Source organism: Rufibacter soli (assembly GCF_054781795.1).
Genome location: NZ_BAAGTS010000002.1, coordinates 413,754 through 432,009, shown reverse-complemented (window position 1 = coordinate 432,009; position 18,256 = coordinate 413,754). Strand labels below are relative to the sequence as shown.

At 52.5% G+C, this 18,256-nt stretch carries 16 protein-coding genes; 10 read left to right on the top strand and 6 right to left on the bottom strand.

Translation table 11 applies throughout. From position 1 onward, the window contains the following. Positions 1-249 precede the first annotated feature (249 nt). The 4 genes from ACYVJQ_RS03830 to ACYVJQ_RS03815 all read right to left on the bottom strand — a co-directional run bounded on the left by ACYVJQ_RS03830 (position 250) and on the right by ACYVJQ_RS03815 (position 5,041). On the bottom strand, positions 250-1,176 hold the full coding sequence (locus tag ACYVJQ_RS03830; RefSeq protein ID WP_460891735.1) for a transglutaminase-like domain-containing protein: 927 nt from the start codon (positions 1,174-1,176) through the stop codon (positions 250-252). A 250-nt stretch (positions 1,177-1,426) separates the two neighbouring features. Further along, entirely contained in the window at positions 1,427-3,055 is a 1,629-nt protein-coding gene (locus ACYVJQ_RS03825) for an acyl-CoA carboxylase subunit beta (RefSeq protein ID WP_460891734.1), read from the bottom strand. Between the two features lie 193 nt (positions 3,056-3,248). Further along, complete coding sequence (locus tag ACYVJQ_RS03820; protein ID WP_460891733.1) at positions 3,249-4,250, bottom strand: MlaD family protein; 1,002 nt, start codon at positions 4,248-4,250, stop codon at positions 3,249-3,251. A gap of 14 nt (positions 4,251-4,264) precedes the next feature. Then, positions 4,265-5,041, bottom strand: a complete 777-nt coding sequence (locus ACYVJQ_RS03815) for an N-acetylmuramoyl-L-alanine amidase family protein (protein WP_460891732.1) — start codon at positions 5,039-5,041, stop codon at positions 4,265-4,267. Between the two features lie 67 nt (positions 5,042-5,108). Between ACYVJQ_RS03815 and ACYVJQ_RS03810 the strand changes: the two genes are divergently transcribed. The 4 genes from ACYVJQ_RS03810 to ACYVJQ_RS03795 all read left to right on the top strand — a co-directional run bounded on the left by ACYVJQ_RS03810 (position 5,109) and on the right by ACYVJQ_RS03795 (position 10,534). Then, on the top strand, positions 5,109-7,823 hold the full coding sequence (locus tag ACYVJQ_RS03810) for a putative LPS assembly protein LptD (protein ID WP_460891731.1): 2,715 nt from the start codon (positions 5,109-5,111) through the stop codon (positions 7,821-7,823). Between the two features lie 174 nt (positions 7,824-7,997). Next, positions 7,998-8,816: a 3-methyl-2-oxobutanoate hydroxymethyltransferase gene (gene panB / locus ACYVJQ_RS03805; protein ID WP_460891730.1), complete on the top strand. Its 819-nt coding sequence runs from the start codon at positions 7,998-8,000 to the stop codon at positions 8,814-8,816. 120 nt (positions 8,817-8,936) lie between these two features. Next, a complete protein-coding gene (locus ACYVJQ_RS03800; protein WP_460891729.1) occupies positions 8,937-9,620 on the top strand; it encodes an RluA family pseudouridine synthase in 684 nt (227 codons plus the stop codon). Between the two features lie 179 nt (positions 9,621-9,799). Continuing rightward, a complete protein-coding gene (locus ACYVJQ_RS03795; RefSeq protein ID WP_460891728.1) occupies positions 9,800-10,534 on the top strand; it encodes an acyl-CoA desaturase in 735 nt (244 codons plus the stop codon). Positions 10,535-10,569: 35 nt separating this feature from the next. Here ACYVJQ_RS03795 and ACYVJQ_RS03790 read toward each other — a convergent pair whose 3' ends face one another. Continuing rightward, the gene (locus ACYVJQ_RS03790) at positions 10,570-11,718 is read right to left on the bottom strand and encodes a DUF418 domain-containing protein (protein WP_460891727.1); all 1,149 of its coding nucleotides are present in this window, start codon (positions 11,716-11,718) and stop codon (positions 10,570-10,572) included. Between the two features lie 36 nt (positions 11,719-11,754). On the opposite strand from ACYVJQ_RS03790, the gene ACYVJQ_RS03785 reads away from it, so the two are divergent. From ACYVJQ_RS03785 to ACYVJQ_RS03760, 6 genes are all read left to right on the top strand, one after another. Beyond that, the gene (locus ACYVJQ_RS03785) at positions 11,755-13,398 is read left to right on the top strand and encodes a sulfatase-like hydrolase/transferase (RefSeq protein WP_460891726.1); all 1,644 of its coding nucleotides are present in this window, start codon (positions 11,755-11,757) and stop codon (positions 13,396-13,398) included. Between the two features lie 292 nt (positions 13,399-13,690). Next, complete coding sequence (locus ACYVJQ_RS03780; protein WP_460891725.1) at positions 13,691-14,257, top strand: 30S ribosomal protein S16; 567 nt, start codon at positions 13,691-13,693, stop codon at positions 14,255-14,257. An 11-nt stretch (positions 14,258-14,268) separates the two neighbouring features. Continuing rightward, on the top strand, positions 14,269-14,862 hold the full coding sequence (rimM, locus tag ACYVJQ_RS03775) for a ribosome maturation factor RimM (RefSeq protein ID WP_460891724.1): 594 nt from the start codon (positions 14,269-14,271) through the stop codon (positions 14,860-14,862). Then, entirely contained in the window at positions 14,849-15,547 is a 699-nt protein-coding gene (trmD, locus tag ACYVJQ_RS03770; protein WP_460891723.1) for a tRNA (guanosine(37)-N1)-methyltransferase TrmD, read from the top strand. Before rimM ends, trmD begins: the two co-directional genes overlap by 14 nt. Positions 15,548-15,619: 72 nt before the next feature. Next, positions 15,620-15,973: a 50S ribosomal protein L19 gene (rplS, locus tag ACYVJQ_RS03765; RefSeq protein ID WP_460891722.1), complete on the top strand. Its 354-nt coding sequence runs from the start codon at positions 15,620-15,622 to the stop codon at positions 15,971-15,973. A 301-nt stretch (positions 15,974-16,274) separates the two neighbouring features. After that, the gene (locus ACYVJQ_RS03760) at positions 16,275-17,048 is read left to right on the top strand and encodes an SDR family oxidoreductase (RefSeq protein ID WP_460891721.1); all 774 of its coding nucleotides are present in this window, start codon (positions 16,275-16,277) and stop codon (positions 17,046-17,048) included. A gap of 196 nt (positions 17,049-17,244) precedes the next feature. On the opposite strand, the gene ACYVJQ_RS03755 is transcribed toward ACYVJQ_RS03760, so the two are convergent. Then, positions 17,245-18,114, bottom strand: a complete 870-nt coding sequence (locus ACYVJQ_RS03755) for an ATP-grasp domain-containing protein (protein WP_460891720.1) — start codon at positions 18,112-18,114, stop codon at positions 17,245-17,247. Between the last annotated feature and the right edge of the window lie 142 nt (positions 18,115-18,256).

The window sequence follows — 18,256 nt, the reverse complement described above, 5'->3', positions numbered from 1 at the left end:
AATGAAGCGCTAAAGATAGAAAGATGCGCGAATGCTCCACCCGTTTTGAGCCTGTTTTTGGGAAAACAGGCTCAAAACGGGTGAATTGGAAAATCAGAAGCGTGCGCATTCAGGCAGGGCGTTACTCCTATTTAGTACCTAAACAGGGTTGTATAAAAAAGCAGCAGGCCACCCTTTTTGGGTGGCCTGCTGCTACGGTAGGGTCTATTTCTGTTTTGGGGCCGTTTTTGCTAAAACAGCCTCAAAACGTTATTCGTCCTCATCGGTGAAATCATCGCCCACAGAACCTTCTTCGTCTCCGTCCTCGTCGTCTTCACTGGTTCTGTTGGAGGTGGTGGGTTCCACGCCTAACACATCCAACAGTTTTTCTATCTCGGTGGCTTTCTCCAGTTCGTTCAGCTTTTCATAGGACAGGGAGAGGTTGCGCAGGGCCCGTCGTACAATGTCTATGGGCGCGCAAGGCTCATAGAAGATGTCAATGGGGTTAAGGTTGAGCTGCAGCAGGTAATTGTCAATATCACTTTTAGAAAGAATGAGGCCCCGGTTGTACACATTGATGTAAAACTGCGGCAAGATGTCTCCCTTAAAGGTGAGAATGAACAGGTTGGGCAGGTTCACGCCGTACACCGGCAAACCCAGTTTCTGCGCCAGAGTCATGTAGATAACGCACAGGGTGAGCGGGTTGCCGCGCTTGCTTTCCAGCACCTGGTTGAGCATGGAGTTGGCCGGCGCATGGAAGTTCTTGGTATTGGCCCCGAAATGGTGCAGCTTAAAGAGCACGTGGTTAAGGGCTTTTACCTGGTCATAGGGGTGCATCTCGGGGCGCACGTTGACCCAGGCCTCATAATAGATCTCGGCTAGGGTTTGCTTGAGTTGCTCCAGGCTCACGTCTGGGTACTGGTAGGTGTTCACCAGCCACATGCCGTAGAGCAGGTCTTCGGCGCCTTCTTCTTTCCAGGCTTTCAGGCGGCGCAGCAGCGCCTCAAACTGAAGGTCATGAATGAGGTCTTCCAGCTTTTTCTGGTGCTCGGGGTCCAAGCTTTCTTCCCAGGCCTCTTCCAGAAAGGGAGTAATGGTTTCTCCCAGTTCTACTATTTTCTGTTGCACATGCGCCACCACATCCGGGTCTTCATCGTCCAGCAGTGAAATAAGCGCCTTTAATTCTTTATTGGTCAAGGTAGGGTAATTAAGAATTTAAAAGTAGGAATTAAGAATTGAAACTGCCCTATCAATTTTATACCACCACGGCCGGTTTCTCCCTTCCCTTTCCTGAAAACGGGAATTAGCACCAAAGCGTTTCGGGCCTGTTTTTGGGAAAACAGGCCCGAAACGCTTTGACATTGAACACCGGGTAAGAATGAACTTGGACTGAGCGCGGCCCTCCTTCCGGAACGACAGCATCGCTCCTCTTAATTCTTAATCACCATCACGTTTGGATTACGCCCACGTTGAAGGGCTTGGTGATAGGCGCGTGGTTGGCCGCCTCAATGCCCATGGAAATGACCTTGCGGGTTTCCAGGGGGTCAATGATGCCGTCTACCCAAAGGCGGGCCGCGGCGTAATAGGGGCTCAATTGCTCATTATAACGGGCCGTGATCTTGTCCAATAGTTCTTTCTCGGCTTCTGGAGTAATCACTTCGCCCTTGGCTTTTAGCGAGGCCACCTGAATCTGGAGCAACGTTTTGGCCGCCGAGGCGCCGCTCATCACTGCCAGTTGGGCCGTGGGCCAGGCATAGATCAGGCGCGGGTCATAGGCCTTGCCGCACATGGCGTAGTTGCCCGCGCCGTAGCTGTTACCTATTAAGATAGTGAACTTGGGCACCACGCTGTTGCTCATGGCATTCACCATTTTGGCGCCGTCCTTGATAATACCGCCGTGCTCGGCTTTGCTGCCCACCATGAACCCACTTACGTCTTGCAGGAACACCAATGGAATCTTTTTCTGGTTGCAGTTCATGATAAAGCGCGCGGCTTTGTCTGCACTGTCTGAGTAGATCACGCCGCCCATCTGCATCTCGCCTTTCTTGCTTTTCACAATCTTGCGCTGGTTGGCCACAATGCCCACGGCCCAGCCGTCAATGCGCGCCAAACCGCAGATAAGGCTCTGGCCGTAAAGGTCTTTGTAAGGCTCAAACTCAGAGTGGTCTACCATGCGCAGGATGATGTCCATCATGTCATAGGGCTTTACGCGGTCCTGTGGCAGCAGACCGTAGATTTCTTTGGGGTCGAGCTTGGGCACAGCAGGGGCCGTGCGGCTGAAACCGGCCTTGGGATTCTCACCCATCTTGTCAAAGATGTTCCTTATGTGGTCCAGGCACTCCTGGTCGGTTTCAAATTTATAGTCAGTTACGCCTGAGATTTCTGAGTGGGTAGAGGCGCCGCCCAGGGTTTCATTGTCAATGGTTTCGCCAATGGCGGCCTTCACCAGGTAAGAACCCGCCAGAAAGATGGAGCCGGTGCCTTCCACAATCATGGCCTCATCGCTCATGATGGGCAAATACGCACCACCCGCCACACAGGAACCCATGATAGCCGAGATCTGCACAATGCCCTCGGAACTCATGATGGCGTTATTTCTGAACATGCGGCCAAAATGCTCTTTGTCTGGGAAGATCTCATCTTGCATAGGCAGGAATACCCCAGCGCTGTCTACCAAGTAAATAACTGGCAAACGGTTTTCAAGGGCTATCTCCTGGGCGCGCAGGTTTTTCTTGGCGGTAATAGGAAACCAGGCGCCCGCTTTCACGGTGGCGTCATTGGCCACTACCATACACTGCCGACCTTTCACGTAGCCAATACCGGCCACTACCCCGCTGCCCGGACAGCCGCCGTACTCTTGGTACATGCCCTCCCCGGCGAAGGTGGCAATTTCCAGAAACTCAGAATCTTCATCCAGCAGGTACTTTATTCTTTCGCGGGCAGTGAGCTTGCCTTTTTCGTGCTGCTTGGCAATGGCTTTCTCACCGCCGCCCAGGGCTACCTTGCTGTGCCTGCTTTTGAGTTGGAAACAAAGCTGTTTGAGGCTGTCTTCGTTTTTGTTGAATTCTAAATCCATGCGGGAGAATTTGCTGTTAGGTTAGGTTAGGTTAGGTTGGAGTGGTATGCGTACTGTACAAATATAGGAAAACCAAGCCTTGCCTAACAAGTGTTAGGCAAATATTTCCAAGGCCCTTAAAACGAAAAACCCGTTTTACGCCTGCTTTCTCTAAAACAGGGGTAAAACGGGTTTTACACAGAAGAGGTTGGCACTATTGGTCTACGGTGCCTGCCTTCTCCACGGTATTCGCCTTTTTAACTTTAGTGGCCTCTTTTACGGTATCAGCTTCCTTTACTTTGGTACCCCCGCCTATGAGCGAGAAATGTACGTAGCGTTTAGGGTTGGCTTTGAGGTCCATTAACAGGGCGTTCAGGCTGGCGCTTGAGGCGTTCAGGTTGCTGTAAAGGGAGTCGTCGTTCATGAGCTTGCCCAGGCTACCGTTGTTCTGGTTGAGGCGCTGCATGGTCATCTGCGCCTGATAGATGGTGCTATCCAACCCCCTAATGGCGCTGTTCATGGAATTCACATCCAGGGTGTCTGTAATGGTGTTGAGGTTGCCGGCCAACTGGTTGAACTTAGCCTCTGTACCGCGCAGCGCGGCGGTAAGCTGTGCCAGGTTACCCGTAATCTCATTGATGTTTCCCTGGTTAGCCAACATGATAGCCCGCAGGGTTTCAGACGTGGCCTCGGCGTTCAGCAAGATAGACTGGATGCTTTTTTTGGCGTCTTTGTCCAGGAACATGTTCAGGCGCTGAAGAGTGGAATCTACCGTTCCAAGAACCGGCATTGCCCTGGCTGAAAGCATGTCGGTGATGCTTTGCTTTACATATGGGATCAGGAATTCGCCGCCCTCGTAGCGCTTGTTGTTGCGGCCCATGTACAGGTCAATGGCTTTGCTCCCCAGTAAATCTGAGCTGACCAACATGGCAATGGTGGAGTCTCCTATGGCTATGTCCTGCTCAATGTCCAGGGTGACCAGGATCTTGTTGCCTTTCTTCTGGTCCAGCTTCATTTCCTTTACCAGACCCACCCGGTACCCATTCACCAGCACGGGGTTAGACACCGCCAAGCCCTCTACTGAGTCATAGACCACATAATAGGTTTTGTTGGAGGAAAGTATATTGGTTCCTTTCAGGAACATGAAGCCCACGTAGAGCGCCACCAGAGCCACAATGCCCAGTAGCGCCACTTTGAGTTCTTTGGAAAATTTCACAGAGGTAAGGTTATTTAGTTCATGGCTTCCAGCTCCTGCTTGTACTCTTTGAAAGCGCGGTAGATGCCTGATGCCATATACGATTGGTTGGTCTTATCGTTCAGGAAACGCTCTTCCTGCGGATTAGTCAGGAAACCAATCTCAATTAAGGTGCTGGGCATAGCCGACTTCCAGAGTACCAGAAAGCCAGCCTGCTTTACCCCGCGGCTGCTGCGGCCCACCTTGTGCTTGAACTGCTCCTCTACCTTTTGGGCAAACCGCAGGCTGTTGTCTAAGTAGGCGCTCTGGTATAAACTGAAAAGGATGTGACTCTGAGGCGAGTTAGGGTTAAAGCCGTTGTATTTTTCTTTGTAGTTGTCTTCCTGCAAGATAACGGAGTTCTCACGGGTGGCCACCGCCAGGTTGCCGCTGGACTTGTGCAGACCCATGGTGTAGGTCTCTGTGCCGTATGCCGCGCTGGGGCCAGAATTGCAGTGAATGGAGACAAAAAGGTCGGCGTGGTTTTTATTTGCGATGCCAGCCCTATCAATCAGCTCTACAAACGTATCAGTCTTACGGGTGAAGATCACTTTTACGTCTGGCAGGTTGTTTTCAATCAGCTCACCCAGTTGTAAGGCTACTTTAAGGGCTACTTCCTTTTCCCGGGCAGAAACCCCGTTACACCCCGTGTCTTTTCCGCCGTGGCCAGCATCAATCACTATGGTGCGTACCCTTACCTCCTTCCGCTCAAAAGTGGTGAAAGAGGTAAACAATAAAAAAGCAAACACGGAGAGAGAGACAATATTTTTCACGAGATGCGTTAGTTAAAAGCTATTGTTAATAACTTTGTCCTAATTAACAAAATAACAAAAATTTTACTTGAATCAGAAGAGATCCCTCCAGTATTTGGCAATTGCCCTTTTCTACGTGGCTGCCTTTTTCTCCGTCCAGGAGGGATTTGCCCAGGTAGTGCCCAAGCGTGCCCCCACCGGCGCGGGTACGCTCCCCGCCGGCAGTAAGCCCACAACATCTTCTGCCGTTACCCAAGATACCGTCAAAAGAAAGCCTACCGGTGCTATTGAGACCACTATCAATTATAACGCCAAAGATTCCATCAGGTATGATGCCATCAACCAGATCATGTACCTGTACGGTGATGCCCACATAGACTACGGCGAGATCTCCCTGGACGCGGCCCTCATCCAGATTAATTGGAAAACCAATATTCTTACCGCCGACGGTATTCTGGACTCTGCCGGCGTGCTGCAGAAAAAGCCCCTGTTCAAAAACGGTGCCGAAACCTACCAGGCCGAGCGCATTGCCTACAACTACAAATCAAAGAAGGGCCGCGTGATTGGCGCCGTGACCACCCAGGGCGAAGGCTATATTCACGCCGAAACCATTAAGCGCGACTCCATAGGCAATATTTACGGGAAGCACGCCCGCTACACCACTTGTGACCTGGAGCACCCGCACTTTTACATCAAGGCCACCAAGATGAAGGTGATTCCTAATGACCGGGTCATTGCCGGGCCTTTCCATCTGGTGTTCGCAGACGTACCCACACCCATCGGCTTGCCGTTTGGTTTCTTTCCCTCGCCCCGCAAGCGAGGTTCTGGGGTTATAATTCCTTCGTTCGGGGAGTCTGCCCAGCAGGGTTTCTATCTGCGTGAGGGCGGCTTTTACTGGGCGGTGAATGACTACATGGACCTGCGCATAACCGGTGATATCTATTCATTGGGCGGGTACGGTGCCCGCGTACAGTCTACCTATACCAAGCGTTATAAATTCAACGGTAATTTCTCGCTCAGCCACTCCTATATAAAAGGAAGTGATGACGTAAACATAGGCCGAAGCACAGACCAGGTTTACAATTACCCCTCAGACTCCCGTGATATTTGGATTAGCTGGAGCCACAGCCCCGTGACCCGGCCCGGAAAAGGACAATTCTCAGCTAGCGTGAACGCCGGTAGCCAGTTCTACAACCAACGTAATTCCTTAGACCCGCGGCAATCGCTTTCGCCCAACTTCAACTCCAGCCTTTCTTATAGAAAAAGCAGCCCCAACTCGCCTATTACCTACGGAATTTCCATTTCCCAGCAGCAAAAGCAAGCCCTGCAGCTAGATGAGGCCGGAAAACAGGTACCAGTACAGGAAATGAGTTTCACGCTACCCGACTTCAGTTTTGGCGTGGCCAGCCAAAGCCCCATAGAGTGGTTTGGCGGAACATTGACAGGCCGCTGGATTGAAGGCATCCGGATAGGCTATAACCTTAATTCGCGGCAGTACGTGTCCAATAGGCTTTCTGGGGCGCAAGGTCTGGGCTACCCTTTTTCGGCGGCCAGGGGGCGTGATACGGTGTTGGCCATTAACGGAGGAAACCTGTCTGAGATTTTCAGGAACGCCCGCCGCAGCATCAACCATGACATTCCCCTCACTTTGCCTACTATTAGTCTGTTCAAGTACTTCAAGCTGACCCCGGGCGCCAACTACAGTGAGAGCTGGTTCTTCAAGAAATATACGTACCGAAGCATTCCTGGGTCTGCCCTGCTGGCAGTAGACACCACAGGCGGTCTGCAGCGAGCCTACCAATACAGCGGAGGCCTTTCCTTAACCACCAACCTGTACGGCATTGCCCAGATCAATGGCAAGAAGGTGCAGGCCATCAGGCACACCATGACCCCTAACGTTTCCTATAACTTCCGGCCAGATTTTGGGCGGGAGGAGTTTGGGTTCTACCAGCGGGTGCAGCAAGACAGCCTGGGCAGAACCCAACTGCTATCCCGGTTTCAGGGGCTGGAAGGAAACGTGCCAGGCGCAGGCCTGAGTAGCGCCCTCTCCTTCGGGATTGACAACAACATTGAGATGAAGGTGAAAACAGACAGCGCCGGGGTGTACAAGAAGGTAAGCCTGATTGATCGCTTTGCCATCCGGTCTGCCTACAACTTCGCCGCAGATTCCTTTAAGATGTCTAACATCAACATTGACCTGAGTACCCGCCTGTTCAACACGCTTTCCTTTACCACCGGGGCCACCTTTGACCCCTACCGTTACGTGAATGGCCAGCGCCGCAACGAGTTCTTGATAAACGGAGGCGGTTTTAAAGTCGCCCGACTCATGAACGTTTTCTTCAATACCGGTTTCGAGTTCAATCCCGCCGCCCGCAAGCAGCAAGCCCAGTCTGGGGCGGCGCCTACCACCAACCTGCCAGCCTTGCAGCGTAACCTCACTGCCGCAGACTACGTGGAGTTTGACATTCCCTGGACCCTTTCCGTGGACCTTACCTCTAACTTCACCCGGGATAACCTCACGGATAAGCTCATGAACAATGCCACCTCGGCGGGTTTCAACGGTTCGGTCACGCTCACAGACAAATGGGCCTTTACCTATACCACCACCTATGACTTTAAGAACCAATTGCTGAGCTACACCAACATAGGTATTACCCGTGACCTGCACTGTTGGCAGATGTCCATTGACTGGGTGCCTTTTGGTGCTCTGCAGCGGTACTCCATCAACATCAACGCCAAGTCCTCTATCCTGCAGGACCTACGCATAAGAAGGAGCGAAAGCGCCACCGGGCGCCAGTTCTAGCAACAGAAAGACCACCGCAATCCGGTGGTCTTTCTGTTTTGGGCCTGTTTTGGTGAAAACGGGCCTAAAACAGAAACTAGTTGCCGTACGCCAGAAATTCAGAATTTCTGATTCTTAATCCTTACTTCCTATTCCCGCACTCCTTACCTTTGCCCAGCCCCAATATCAATTGTTATGTCGGTTCACAAAAGCGAAGTCAAGATAGTTACCACCCACCAGCTGCACAGCATGAAGGCCCGCGGCGAGAAAATTTCCATGCTCACGGCCTATGACTTCTCCATGGCCACCCTGCTGGACGCCGCCGGAACAGACGTTTTACTGGTAGGCGATTCAGCGTCTAACGTGATGGCCGGCCATGAGACTACCCTGCCCATCACCCTGGACCAGATGATCTACCATGCCTCCAGCGTGGTGCGGGGCGTGAAACGCGCCTTTGTAGTAGTGGATTTACCCTTCGGTTCTTACCAGGGCAATTCCTCAGAGGCCCTGCGCTCTGCTATTAGGATCATGAAAGAATCTGGGGCCCACGGCGTGAAGCTGGAAGGCGGCCTGGAGATCAAAGAATCTGTGACCCGCATCCTGAGCGCTGGCGTGCCCGTGATGGGTCACCTGGGCCTTACCCCGCAGTCCATCTATAAATTCGGGACTTACTCCGTACGCGCCAAAGAAGAAGCTGAGGCCGAGAAATTACTGGAGGACGCCCGCCTGCTGCAAGACCTGGGCTGCTTTGCCATTGTGCTGGAGAAGATTCCGGCGGCCCTGGCCAAACGTGTGGCCGATGAGCTGCACATCCCCATCATTGGCATTGGCGCTGGTCCGCACGTAGACGGCCAGGTGCTGGTGATCCATGACCTACTGGGCATCACCAAGGAGTTCAAGCCCCGTTTCCTGCGCCGCTACGCCGAACTGCACGAGACCATCACCGAGGCCGTGACCAGCTATATTAAAGACGTGAAATCACAGGACTTCCCTTCCGCTGAGGAAGCATATTAATGGCTGATTGTTGATTGCTTTTTATCAGAAAGAACAATCAGCAATCAACAATCAGCAATCCCCTATGGGCCTACTTCCTGGTTTAGCCCTCTTTTCGTAAAAACAGCCTTAAAACGCCTTATGCCCCTCCCAAAGCTTGACGTTCTTTTTGAAGACAACCACCTGTTGGTGGTGAACAAGCCGAGCGGGGTGTTGGTGCAGGGAGACGAAACCGGCGACAAGCCGCTCTCAGAGCTGGCCAAGGAATACGTGAAGGAGAAGTACCAGAAGCCGGGCAACGTGTTCATGGGCGTGGTGCACCGGCTGGACCGCCCGGTAAGTGGGGTGGTGCTGCTGGCCAAAACCTCTAAGGCTCTCACCCGGCTCAACGAGCAATTCAAGACCCGCAAGACGGAGAAAGTCTACTGGGCTATCACCCAGCGTGCCCCGCAGCCAGAAAGCGGAACTTTGGTGCATTGGCTCCTGAAAGACGCGGAACGCAACGTCACAAAGGCCCTCACCCAGGAAAAGCCCGGTAGCCAGCGCGCCGAACTCAGCTACTCCTTGCTGAAGAGCATAGGGAGCCACCACCTGGTGGAGGTAAGGCCCGTGACCGGACGGCCCCACCAGATACGCGTTCAGCTGGCCTCGCTCAAGTGCCCAATTGTGGGAGACCTTAAATACGGTGCGCCAGCGCCTAACCCAGACAAAAGCATCTGCCTGCACGCCAGGGCCCTGGGCTTTGAGCACCCTATTCTTAAAACCTGGATTTTGGTGGAGGCCCCGCTCCCTTCCCTATCTATTTGGCGGCCTTTCCAACCGTAGCTCCAGCAAGTCCATATCTGAACCAAAAAATGATTTTCATCATTAAACTGGTTTTTCTACGGCCTGTTTTTGCAGGGTTTGCCGCCAACGTTGTAGCTTTGTGAACTTATTCACTGAATGGCTGTTTGTTTTACAACCGCACTTCTTGTGACTTCACCTAATTAATTGGATCACCCAGCATGATTATCCTTCTCTTTTTTGTAGCGCACTGGTATCTGTCGTTGTTTGTACAGACCTTTTACCTGCACCGCTACGCCGCCCACAAGATGTTCACCATGAACATGTTCTGGGAGAAATTCTTCTTCCTGCTTACCTACCTTAGCCAGGGGTCCTCTTACCTGTCACCTAGGGCGTATGCCATCATGCACCGCATGCACCACGCCTTCTCAGACACAGAGCGGGACCCGCACTCCCCGCATTTTTCCGGCAACGCGTTTTCCATGATGTGGAAGACCAAAAACATCTACAATGATTTCCTCAACAAGCGCGTGGAACCCGAGATGCGCTTTGATGGCAACTATCCTACCTGGCGCTCCCTTGAGAACATTGGTGACCACTGGGGTTCCCGCCTGGCTTGGGGCGTAGGGTACGTGCTTTTCTACATCAATTTTGCCACCGAGTGGTGGATGTACCTGTTGTTGCCGTTGCACTTCTTAATGGGCCCGCTACACGGTGCTATTGTGAACTGGTCTGGCCACAAATACGGCTACCAGAACTTTGACAACCATGACAAGTCACGCAACTCGTTGTTCTTTGACTTTTTAACTGGCGGCGAGCTGTTCCAGAACAACCACCACAAACTGCCTAACCGCGTGAACTTCGGGGTGAAATGGTGGGAAGTAGACCCAACCTACCCGGTTATCTGGACTTTAGATAAAATTGGCATTATTAAACTGAAGAAAGCCCGGGCGTAACCGCTGAAATTACCTATACAACAGAAAGGCGTCTCTTACCCAAGGGGCGCCTTCTTCTTTTTTCCGGCCACCCACCTGAGCAGGTGTTCGGCGGGCCCTTGCTTCCACTTTCTCAATACCCAACCTGATATAGTGAGTTGCAGGGTGATCACCACCCCATAAAGAAGGACCAGTTGCCACGGTTCTAGTTTCCCAAACAACCCCAAACCATATGGGTAAAACACCAGGCTGAACAACAGGTTCTGGAACAGGTAATGCGTGAGGGTAAGCTTGCCCAGGTATTTTAATGGCTCCAGTCGTGCTTGCAACCAGGGCAGATGCCAAAGCATCACGGGTAAAGCTGCCAGGCAAATAACGGAGGCATAAAAATACAGCCCCAGACTTAGGTCTTTCAACCAAGAAAGTTGCCCGGCCTCTCCCCGCCAACCGGCCACCTGCATCACCAAGGCCACTGTGACTGCCAAGGCTAAATGTCCCAGAAAGATTTTTCTCATCTGGCCGGGCAAGGCAAGCCATTGAAGGCTTTTGCCCTTGACGAAGGCAAAGCCCAGCAACATGAACCCAAAGATGCGGCTATAAAACAGCAGGGCGCCCCAGGTGAAGATATGCTTCTGGTATTCCAACCATCTAAAAGACGCTATCTGCCAAAAGGTACCGTTCTCCAACAGGGCAAGGTTTTCTGGAGCAGTGGGCTCCAAGGAGATTTCCCATGCCTTGCCAATAAAGCTAAAAAGTGAGAACATAGCTCCTGTTACCACCAACGACTTAGAGGTCCAGTTTCTCAGAAGGAGTAGCAGGCAGCCCATTACGGCGTACTGCACCAACACATCTCCCTCCCAGATGAAAAAAACCTGCAGCAGGCCTAACAGCAAAAGCCCAGCAAGCCGCCTTAGGAAAAATCCGGTGCCCTGGCTTGGCAGACCCAAAGCGGCCGATGCCCCGAACAGAAAAGAAAAGATGGGGTAGAACTTGCCTCTCACCACCACCATGAGCCCCAGCAGAAGAAAGTGGTTCAAGCCCTGCCCGTAGGTAACAGCGTACTGGCCAAAAATGGAATTGGGGGTGTGCATGGAAAAGGCGTTCTCCAGGCCAATACCTAACAAGGCGAAGCCACGCAGCACATCCAAGGCGTCTATGCGCCTAGCCGATGAGTCCTTTAGATTGGCAGATTGCGTGAGTTCCATTACCTTCGGTTCTTGATGGTTGAGAGAGCAAGTTACATGAAATCCGGGAGGCGCCGCTTGTTGTGGTATACTCCTTTCATATTGGGGTGCGTGCTGGCTTTGTTTGTGCTGCTGGTGGAGATGCGGCCCGGCCGTTTCTACTTCATCACTTCCTTCCTGCTGTTTCAGGATAGTGTGGCACACCTGGCCTTCTACTTCCTTCTACTTACCACCTCCCTGGCCGGGCTTTTGGCGCTGCTCTTCAACAGAAGCCAAACACTGTTTTTTTGCCTGTTGACGCTGCTTCTCCCTTGCTTATGGGTTAGTCTTACGTTCCGGTTAGTCACGGGCTATAACTTCATGTACACAGATGCGGTGCTGGCCTGGAACAATCTCCCCCTGGCACAAACCGCGCTTCAAAACTATAGCTGGCAGGTGGCAGCCGCCCTTGCCTCAGCTATAGCTATTGTTACATTGGTAGTCTGGGCCCGCAGGAAAATAGCCTGGCGGGCAGCACCCAGGACAGCCCTTCTCTTCCTGATAGCGGCGGCAGCCATTTTCTTCCAGATCAAGCACACTACTGGCGTGGTGGATGATTTCCCGGCGGCCTACCGGGTACCGCTGACTATCCTGGCGGCCGTCACGGATCAGCTGCCGCAGCCAGTGCGCATGCCCGTGCCGGTGCCCCCCGTGACCGGAGGCGTACCGCACCTGTTCCTGGTGGTGGATGAGAGCATCACCGCCACCGAGCTCACGCTGCAGAACCCCTGTTTGGATACCACGCCATTTCTATATTCGGTGCGGGGCCAGCTGCTGGATTTTGGGGTGGCCAGTTCCATGACCAACCAGAGCGGTGGCTCCAACATTGCCCTGATGAGCGGCACGCGCCTGCACGAGCTGCCAGATAAAACCTACGCCACCCTTTCCCGCACCAGCATCTTTCAGTTCGCGCAGCGGGCTGGTTACACCACATATTACATAGATGCCCAGCAGGGCGGCCAGGTGCTACAGAACTTTATGTCTCCCGAAGATCTAAAATACATTGACCATGTGGAGCGCCCGGCCAACCTGCAACCCGCGGCGCCTTATCATGAGCAGGACCTGTGGGTGGCCCGGCGCCTGGCACAGCTGGCCAAAAGTCCTGAGAAGGTGTTTGCCTACGTAGTGAAGGTGGGCGCCCATTGGCCCTATGCCCGCACTTATCCGGCAGACTCGGCCTTTTTCACCCCGGTACTCTCGGCACGGAGCATCTACAAAGACCCTGAGCGCACGCTTAACACCTACCACAACGCCTTGCGCTGGACCGTAGACCACTTCTGGCGCCAATTGATGACATCTATTGCCGTAGCAGATAGCACTGTCATTGTCTACACTTCAGACCACGGCCAGAACCTGACCCAGGCCGGCCTTAGCCTCACACACGCCTCGGTGCATGAGACCTCACCGCAGGAGGCGGCCGTGCCCCTATGGATCTGGGATCCCTCCCGGTTTTCCGGGGCTACGACCCGTCCTCAGAAGGGATTCAGCCATGAGCACATCTTCCCCACTTTGCTGCGGCTTCAGGGCTATGCCCCCGCTTGGGTAAAGGAAAAATACGGTCTCTCCTTGCTAGACACCCTGCCGCCCTCCCCTCCCCAAAGGTTTTTCCTGGCCGGCGATGTATTTGGGCGCGGTTCCTACAGCCTGGTTCCTTTCAAGTAATGCCTGCCGTTTTGGGCCTGTTTTTTCAAAAACAGGCCCAAAACGGCTCTGGCCACAAGGAATTTCCGGATAACTTCCCTGCGTTTTAAGCCTGTTTTCAGAAAAACGGGCTTAAAACGTAAAGTCTTTCCTTCTCTCCAAATCTCCTCCTTCCCAAATTTTCAGATCTTCCAAATCCCAAATCCCCTCATTTTCAAATCTTCACATCACAAACCATTGGCAGATTCAAAATTATTGCTGTACCTTTGCACCCCAATGCCGGACGGGTTCCGGCGCTTTAACAAAGTTTACTATGGCTGTTAAAATCAGACTGGCCCGCAGAGGCCGCAAGAAAGCTGCGATGTATGATATCGTAGTTGCAGATGCCCGCTCACCACGTGATGGTCGTTTCATTGAGAAACTGGGTACTTACAATCCATTAACCAACCCTGCCACTATCAACTTCAACGAAGACAAAGCGTTGGATTGGGTATTGAAAGGCGCGCAACCAACTGACACCGTGAAAGCCATGCTTTCTTACACCGGTGTTATGTTCAGAAAACACTTGCAGATTGGTGTTGCCAAAGGTGCTATCACTCAGGAAGTGGCTGACAGCCGTTACCAAGAGTGGAAAGCTGCCAAAGACGCTAAAATCACTGGCAAAGTAGAGAAATTAGGTTCTGACAAAGCTGCTAAGCAAAAAGCTGCTTTGGAGGCTGAGTCTAAAGTAAACGCTGCCCGTGCAGAGGCTATCCGTTTGAAAAACACGCCTGAGCCAGTTGCAGCAGTAGAAGAAGAAGCTCCGGCTGCCGAAGGCGAAGCCACTGAAGGTGCTGCTGAGGCTCCTGCCGCTGACGCTACTGAAGAAGCTCAAGCTTAATTTTACCGGCCATGACGTTAGACGCCTGCTTTCAGCTGGGGTACATAATGAAGACGCATGGCACCAAAGGCCAGGTAGTCGCGTTTTTTGACGTTGACTTTCCGGAAGAGTACGATGAATTGGAATCAGTTTTCCTGTTAATCAACGGGAAGCTGGTTCCTTTTTTCATTGATGACCTCAACCCGCAAGACCGCGGCCGCAGCATCATCAGGTTTGAAGATGTGAAAACCGTGGCCGATGCCGAGAAACTCAAAGGCACCGCTATTTACCTCCCATTAAACCAACTGCCCGAGCTGGAAGAAGATCAATTCTACTTCCATGAGGTGATTGGCTACACGGTGGTAGACGAGAACCTGGGCGAACTGGGCACGGTGCAGACCTTCTTTGACCTGCCTAACCAGGATCTGCTGGCTATGGACTACCAGGGCCATGAGGTGCTCATTCCGGTGCAGGACGAGATTGTGCTGCGCACCAACAAAGAGGAGCGCAAGATCTACGTGAACCTGCCTGAGGGCCTGCTGGAAGTCTATACCCAACCCTCTAACCGCCAGTTGGAAGAACCGCCCCTGCCCGGCGAGGAAGAAGAGGACGATGACGCGGTTTGATATCATCACCTGCCAGCCGCACCTGCTCACCGGCCCCTTTGACCACTCTATTCTAAAAAGAGCCCAGGACAAAGGCCTGGTGCAAGTGCACCTGCATGACCTACGCAAGTACGCCATCAACAAGCATGGCCAGATAGACGACTACGCCTTCGGCGGAGGCGCCGGTATGGTCTTGATGATTGAGCCTATTGCCACCTGCATACGGGAACTACAGGCCGAGCGTACCTATGACGCCGTAATCTACATGACCCCAGACGGCCAGACGCTGAATCAGCCTATGGCCAACCGGCTGTCACTGCTAGAGAACGTGATCATTCTGTGCGGCCACTACAAAGGCGTGGACCAGCGCGTGCGGGACATGTTCATCACCCATGAGATCAGCATAGGTGACTATGTCTTGTCTGGCGGTGAACTGGCCGCGGCGGTCTTGGCAGACTCCTTGATCAGGCTTATACCGGGTGTGTTGAATGACGAGAGCAGTGCGCTTTCAGACTCGTTCCAGGACAACCTGCTGGCGCCTCCGGTTTATTCAAGACCCGCTGACTTTGAGGGGCATACCGTACCAGACATTCTTTTGTCTGGCAATACGCCTAAAGTAGAGGAGTGGCGATTTGAGCAGGCCATTAAGCGGACCAAGCATTTGCGGCCAGATTTACTGGCCGACAATAAAAAAAGTACTGACTGATTTACAATTACAAAAATAACGTCTATATTTGCACTCCGAATTTTGCAGATAAATAGACACTATATTATAGTCATGAGCGATTTAATTAAATTAGTAGAGCAGGAATACACAGATAAGCGTGCCTCTATTCCTACTTTTGCTGCTGGCGATACCGTGAACATTCACGTTAAAATCCGTGAGGGTAACAAAGAGCGTATCCAGCAATTCCAAGGCGTGGTATTGCAACGCAGAAACTCTGGTGTAAGCGAGACTTTCACTGTAAGAAAAGTGTCTAACCAAATCGGGACCGAGCGTATTTTCCCACTTCTTTCTCCAAACATTGAGAAAATTGAGGTAATCCGCAGAGGTAAAGTTAGAAGAGCCCGTCTGTTCTACCTGAGAGGCCTTTCTGGTAAAGCTGCCCGTATCAAAGAAAAAAGAAGCTAGTCTTTTAAAAGACAGTTTTTCCTATAGTTTCAAAAAGCCGATCCTCACCGATCGGCTTTTTTCGTTTCCCTTAGCAGACTGTTGATTGCTCTATTGTTGATTGTTATTTTTTCTTCAGGTGTAACCCAACTTACCAAAGAAATTTGGGCTCTAACAGTAAGGCAGGCTCCCTCCTACTTTTCTCATCAGTAAATAACCCTGGAGCAATCAGCAATTGAACAATCAGCAATAACCCAATGAGCAATCTCTCAATTTTTGCGTACACTTGTTTTTTCATTCTACCTTCTTCTATTAAGAACAAATGCAGAATAACCGTTGGAGTTTAGAGGGCCGCAAGGCCTTGGTGACCGGAGGAACCAAAGGCATAGGGGCCGCTATAACGGAAGAGTTATTAAACCTGGGCGCCGAGGTCCTGATAGTGGCGCGCAAAGAATTGGAAGTGAACCAGGCGGTAGCCGAATGGCGCGGCCGCGGCTTGCTGGCCTCGGGCATGGTGGCAGACGTAAGCCAACCCGCCGACCGCCACAACCTCCTCCAGTTGGTGGAAAACACTTGGGGCGCGCTGGACATTCTGGTGAACAATGTAGGCACCAACATCCGCCGTAAAATAGGCGAGTATACCCCCGAGGAATATCATTACCTACTGCAGACCAACCTCACCTCGGCATTCGAGCTTTGCCGGCTGTCGCACCCTTTCTTGAAGGCCTCCGTGCAGGGCAACGTGGTGAATGTGTCGTCGGTGGCGGGATTGGGGCATGTGCGCACGGGCGCCATCTATGGCATGACCAAGGCGGCCTTAATCCAACTCTCCAAGAACCTGGCCGGCGAGTGGGCTCCTGACGGCATACGGGTGAACTGCGTGGCTCCCTGGTACATCAGAACGCCCCTGGCGGAGCAGGTGCTTCAGAACACAGAATACCTGGAAAGCGTGTTGAGCCGCACGCCTACCCGCACCATCGGTAACCCCGAAGATGTCTCGGCTGCGGTGGCCTTCCTGTGCATGCCGGCGGCGGCCTACATTACCGGGCAGTGCATTGCCGTAGACGGCGGCATGAGCATTAACCTGTTTGGGTAAACCTGAGCAAAGTCCTGCGGGAAATGTATGGGCAATCCCTTGTGGTTGCCCTGATACGTTTGCTTAAGCTTTTGGGCAACCACAAGGGATTGCCTCTACTTCAAGAATCCCCAGCAAAAAAGGAGCTTCCGTTTTAGGCCTGTTTTTCAAAAAACAGGCCTAAAACGGAAGCTCCTTTTTTGCTAATGGCAAATCCTTACATTAACTCCGTCAGGGCCTGGTAATAGTTTTCCAGGGCGTTGGGGTTGGTGTGAAGGAACAGGAAGGGCTCAATCAGTTCCAGCTCCATCAGTTGCAGTTCCTGGCCTACCGCCACGCCGTCTACGCGGGCATAGAGGCAGCCTTTGGCGAACTGGTCCACTAGTTGCTGGGCCTGGGGCAACAAGTGCGCCGGCGCCTCCTGCGGGTGAATGGTTCCCCCGAAGAAATGCTGCACCCTGAAATCCCCGGGCTTGGCAGACTTGAGCAGGCAGTGGCTGTACTTGCCGTTGAAGAAAAGGAAAGACCACTCCCCTTCTTCCTGAATCTGCGGCATGAACGGCTGCACCAAAAAATCCTCTGACGCCAGTAATTCCTGCAGCCTGGGAATGGCGAGCTCTTCTTCTTCCCGGGGCACGATAAAGGTATTCTTCGCGCCGCCGCTCACGCTGGGCTTGATAATCAGCTTCTCGGTCTGGAACTGGGTAAAATACTCATGGAGGTGCACGGTAGTTCCTTTCTTCAGCAAGGCGGTGGGCACTATGGGCAGGCCGGCCGCAGCCACCTCTAGCAGGTAATGCTTATCTGCGTTCCATTTCACAATGGAGAGGGGGTTCAAGGAGCGGAGGCCCTGGGCTTCCATCTGGTCCAACCAAGCCCGGAACGCCTCAAACTTGTCAAAATAATCCCAGGGCGACTTGAAGATGGCCAGGTCATACTGCTGCCAGTTCACGTCTGGGTTATCCCACACCTCAGGGGTAATATCCAGGCCTTTGGCTTTTAAGAAATCGGTGAGCAGGCCATCTTCGGCGCTGCTTATTGAGCCATAGCTGTTGATGGCCTCATAGGTAACTAATGCTAGTTTCAAAATTGGGAACGGGTATAAGTAAATACGTTAACTCTATGGGTAATACGCCTGAAGCGGACTTCTGCCGGAGCTACAAAAAAAAGTCTCTTCCTGTAAGGCGGTCCTGTGTTTTGAGGCCGTTTTCATGAAAATGGCCTCAAAA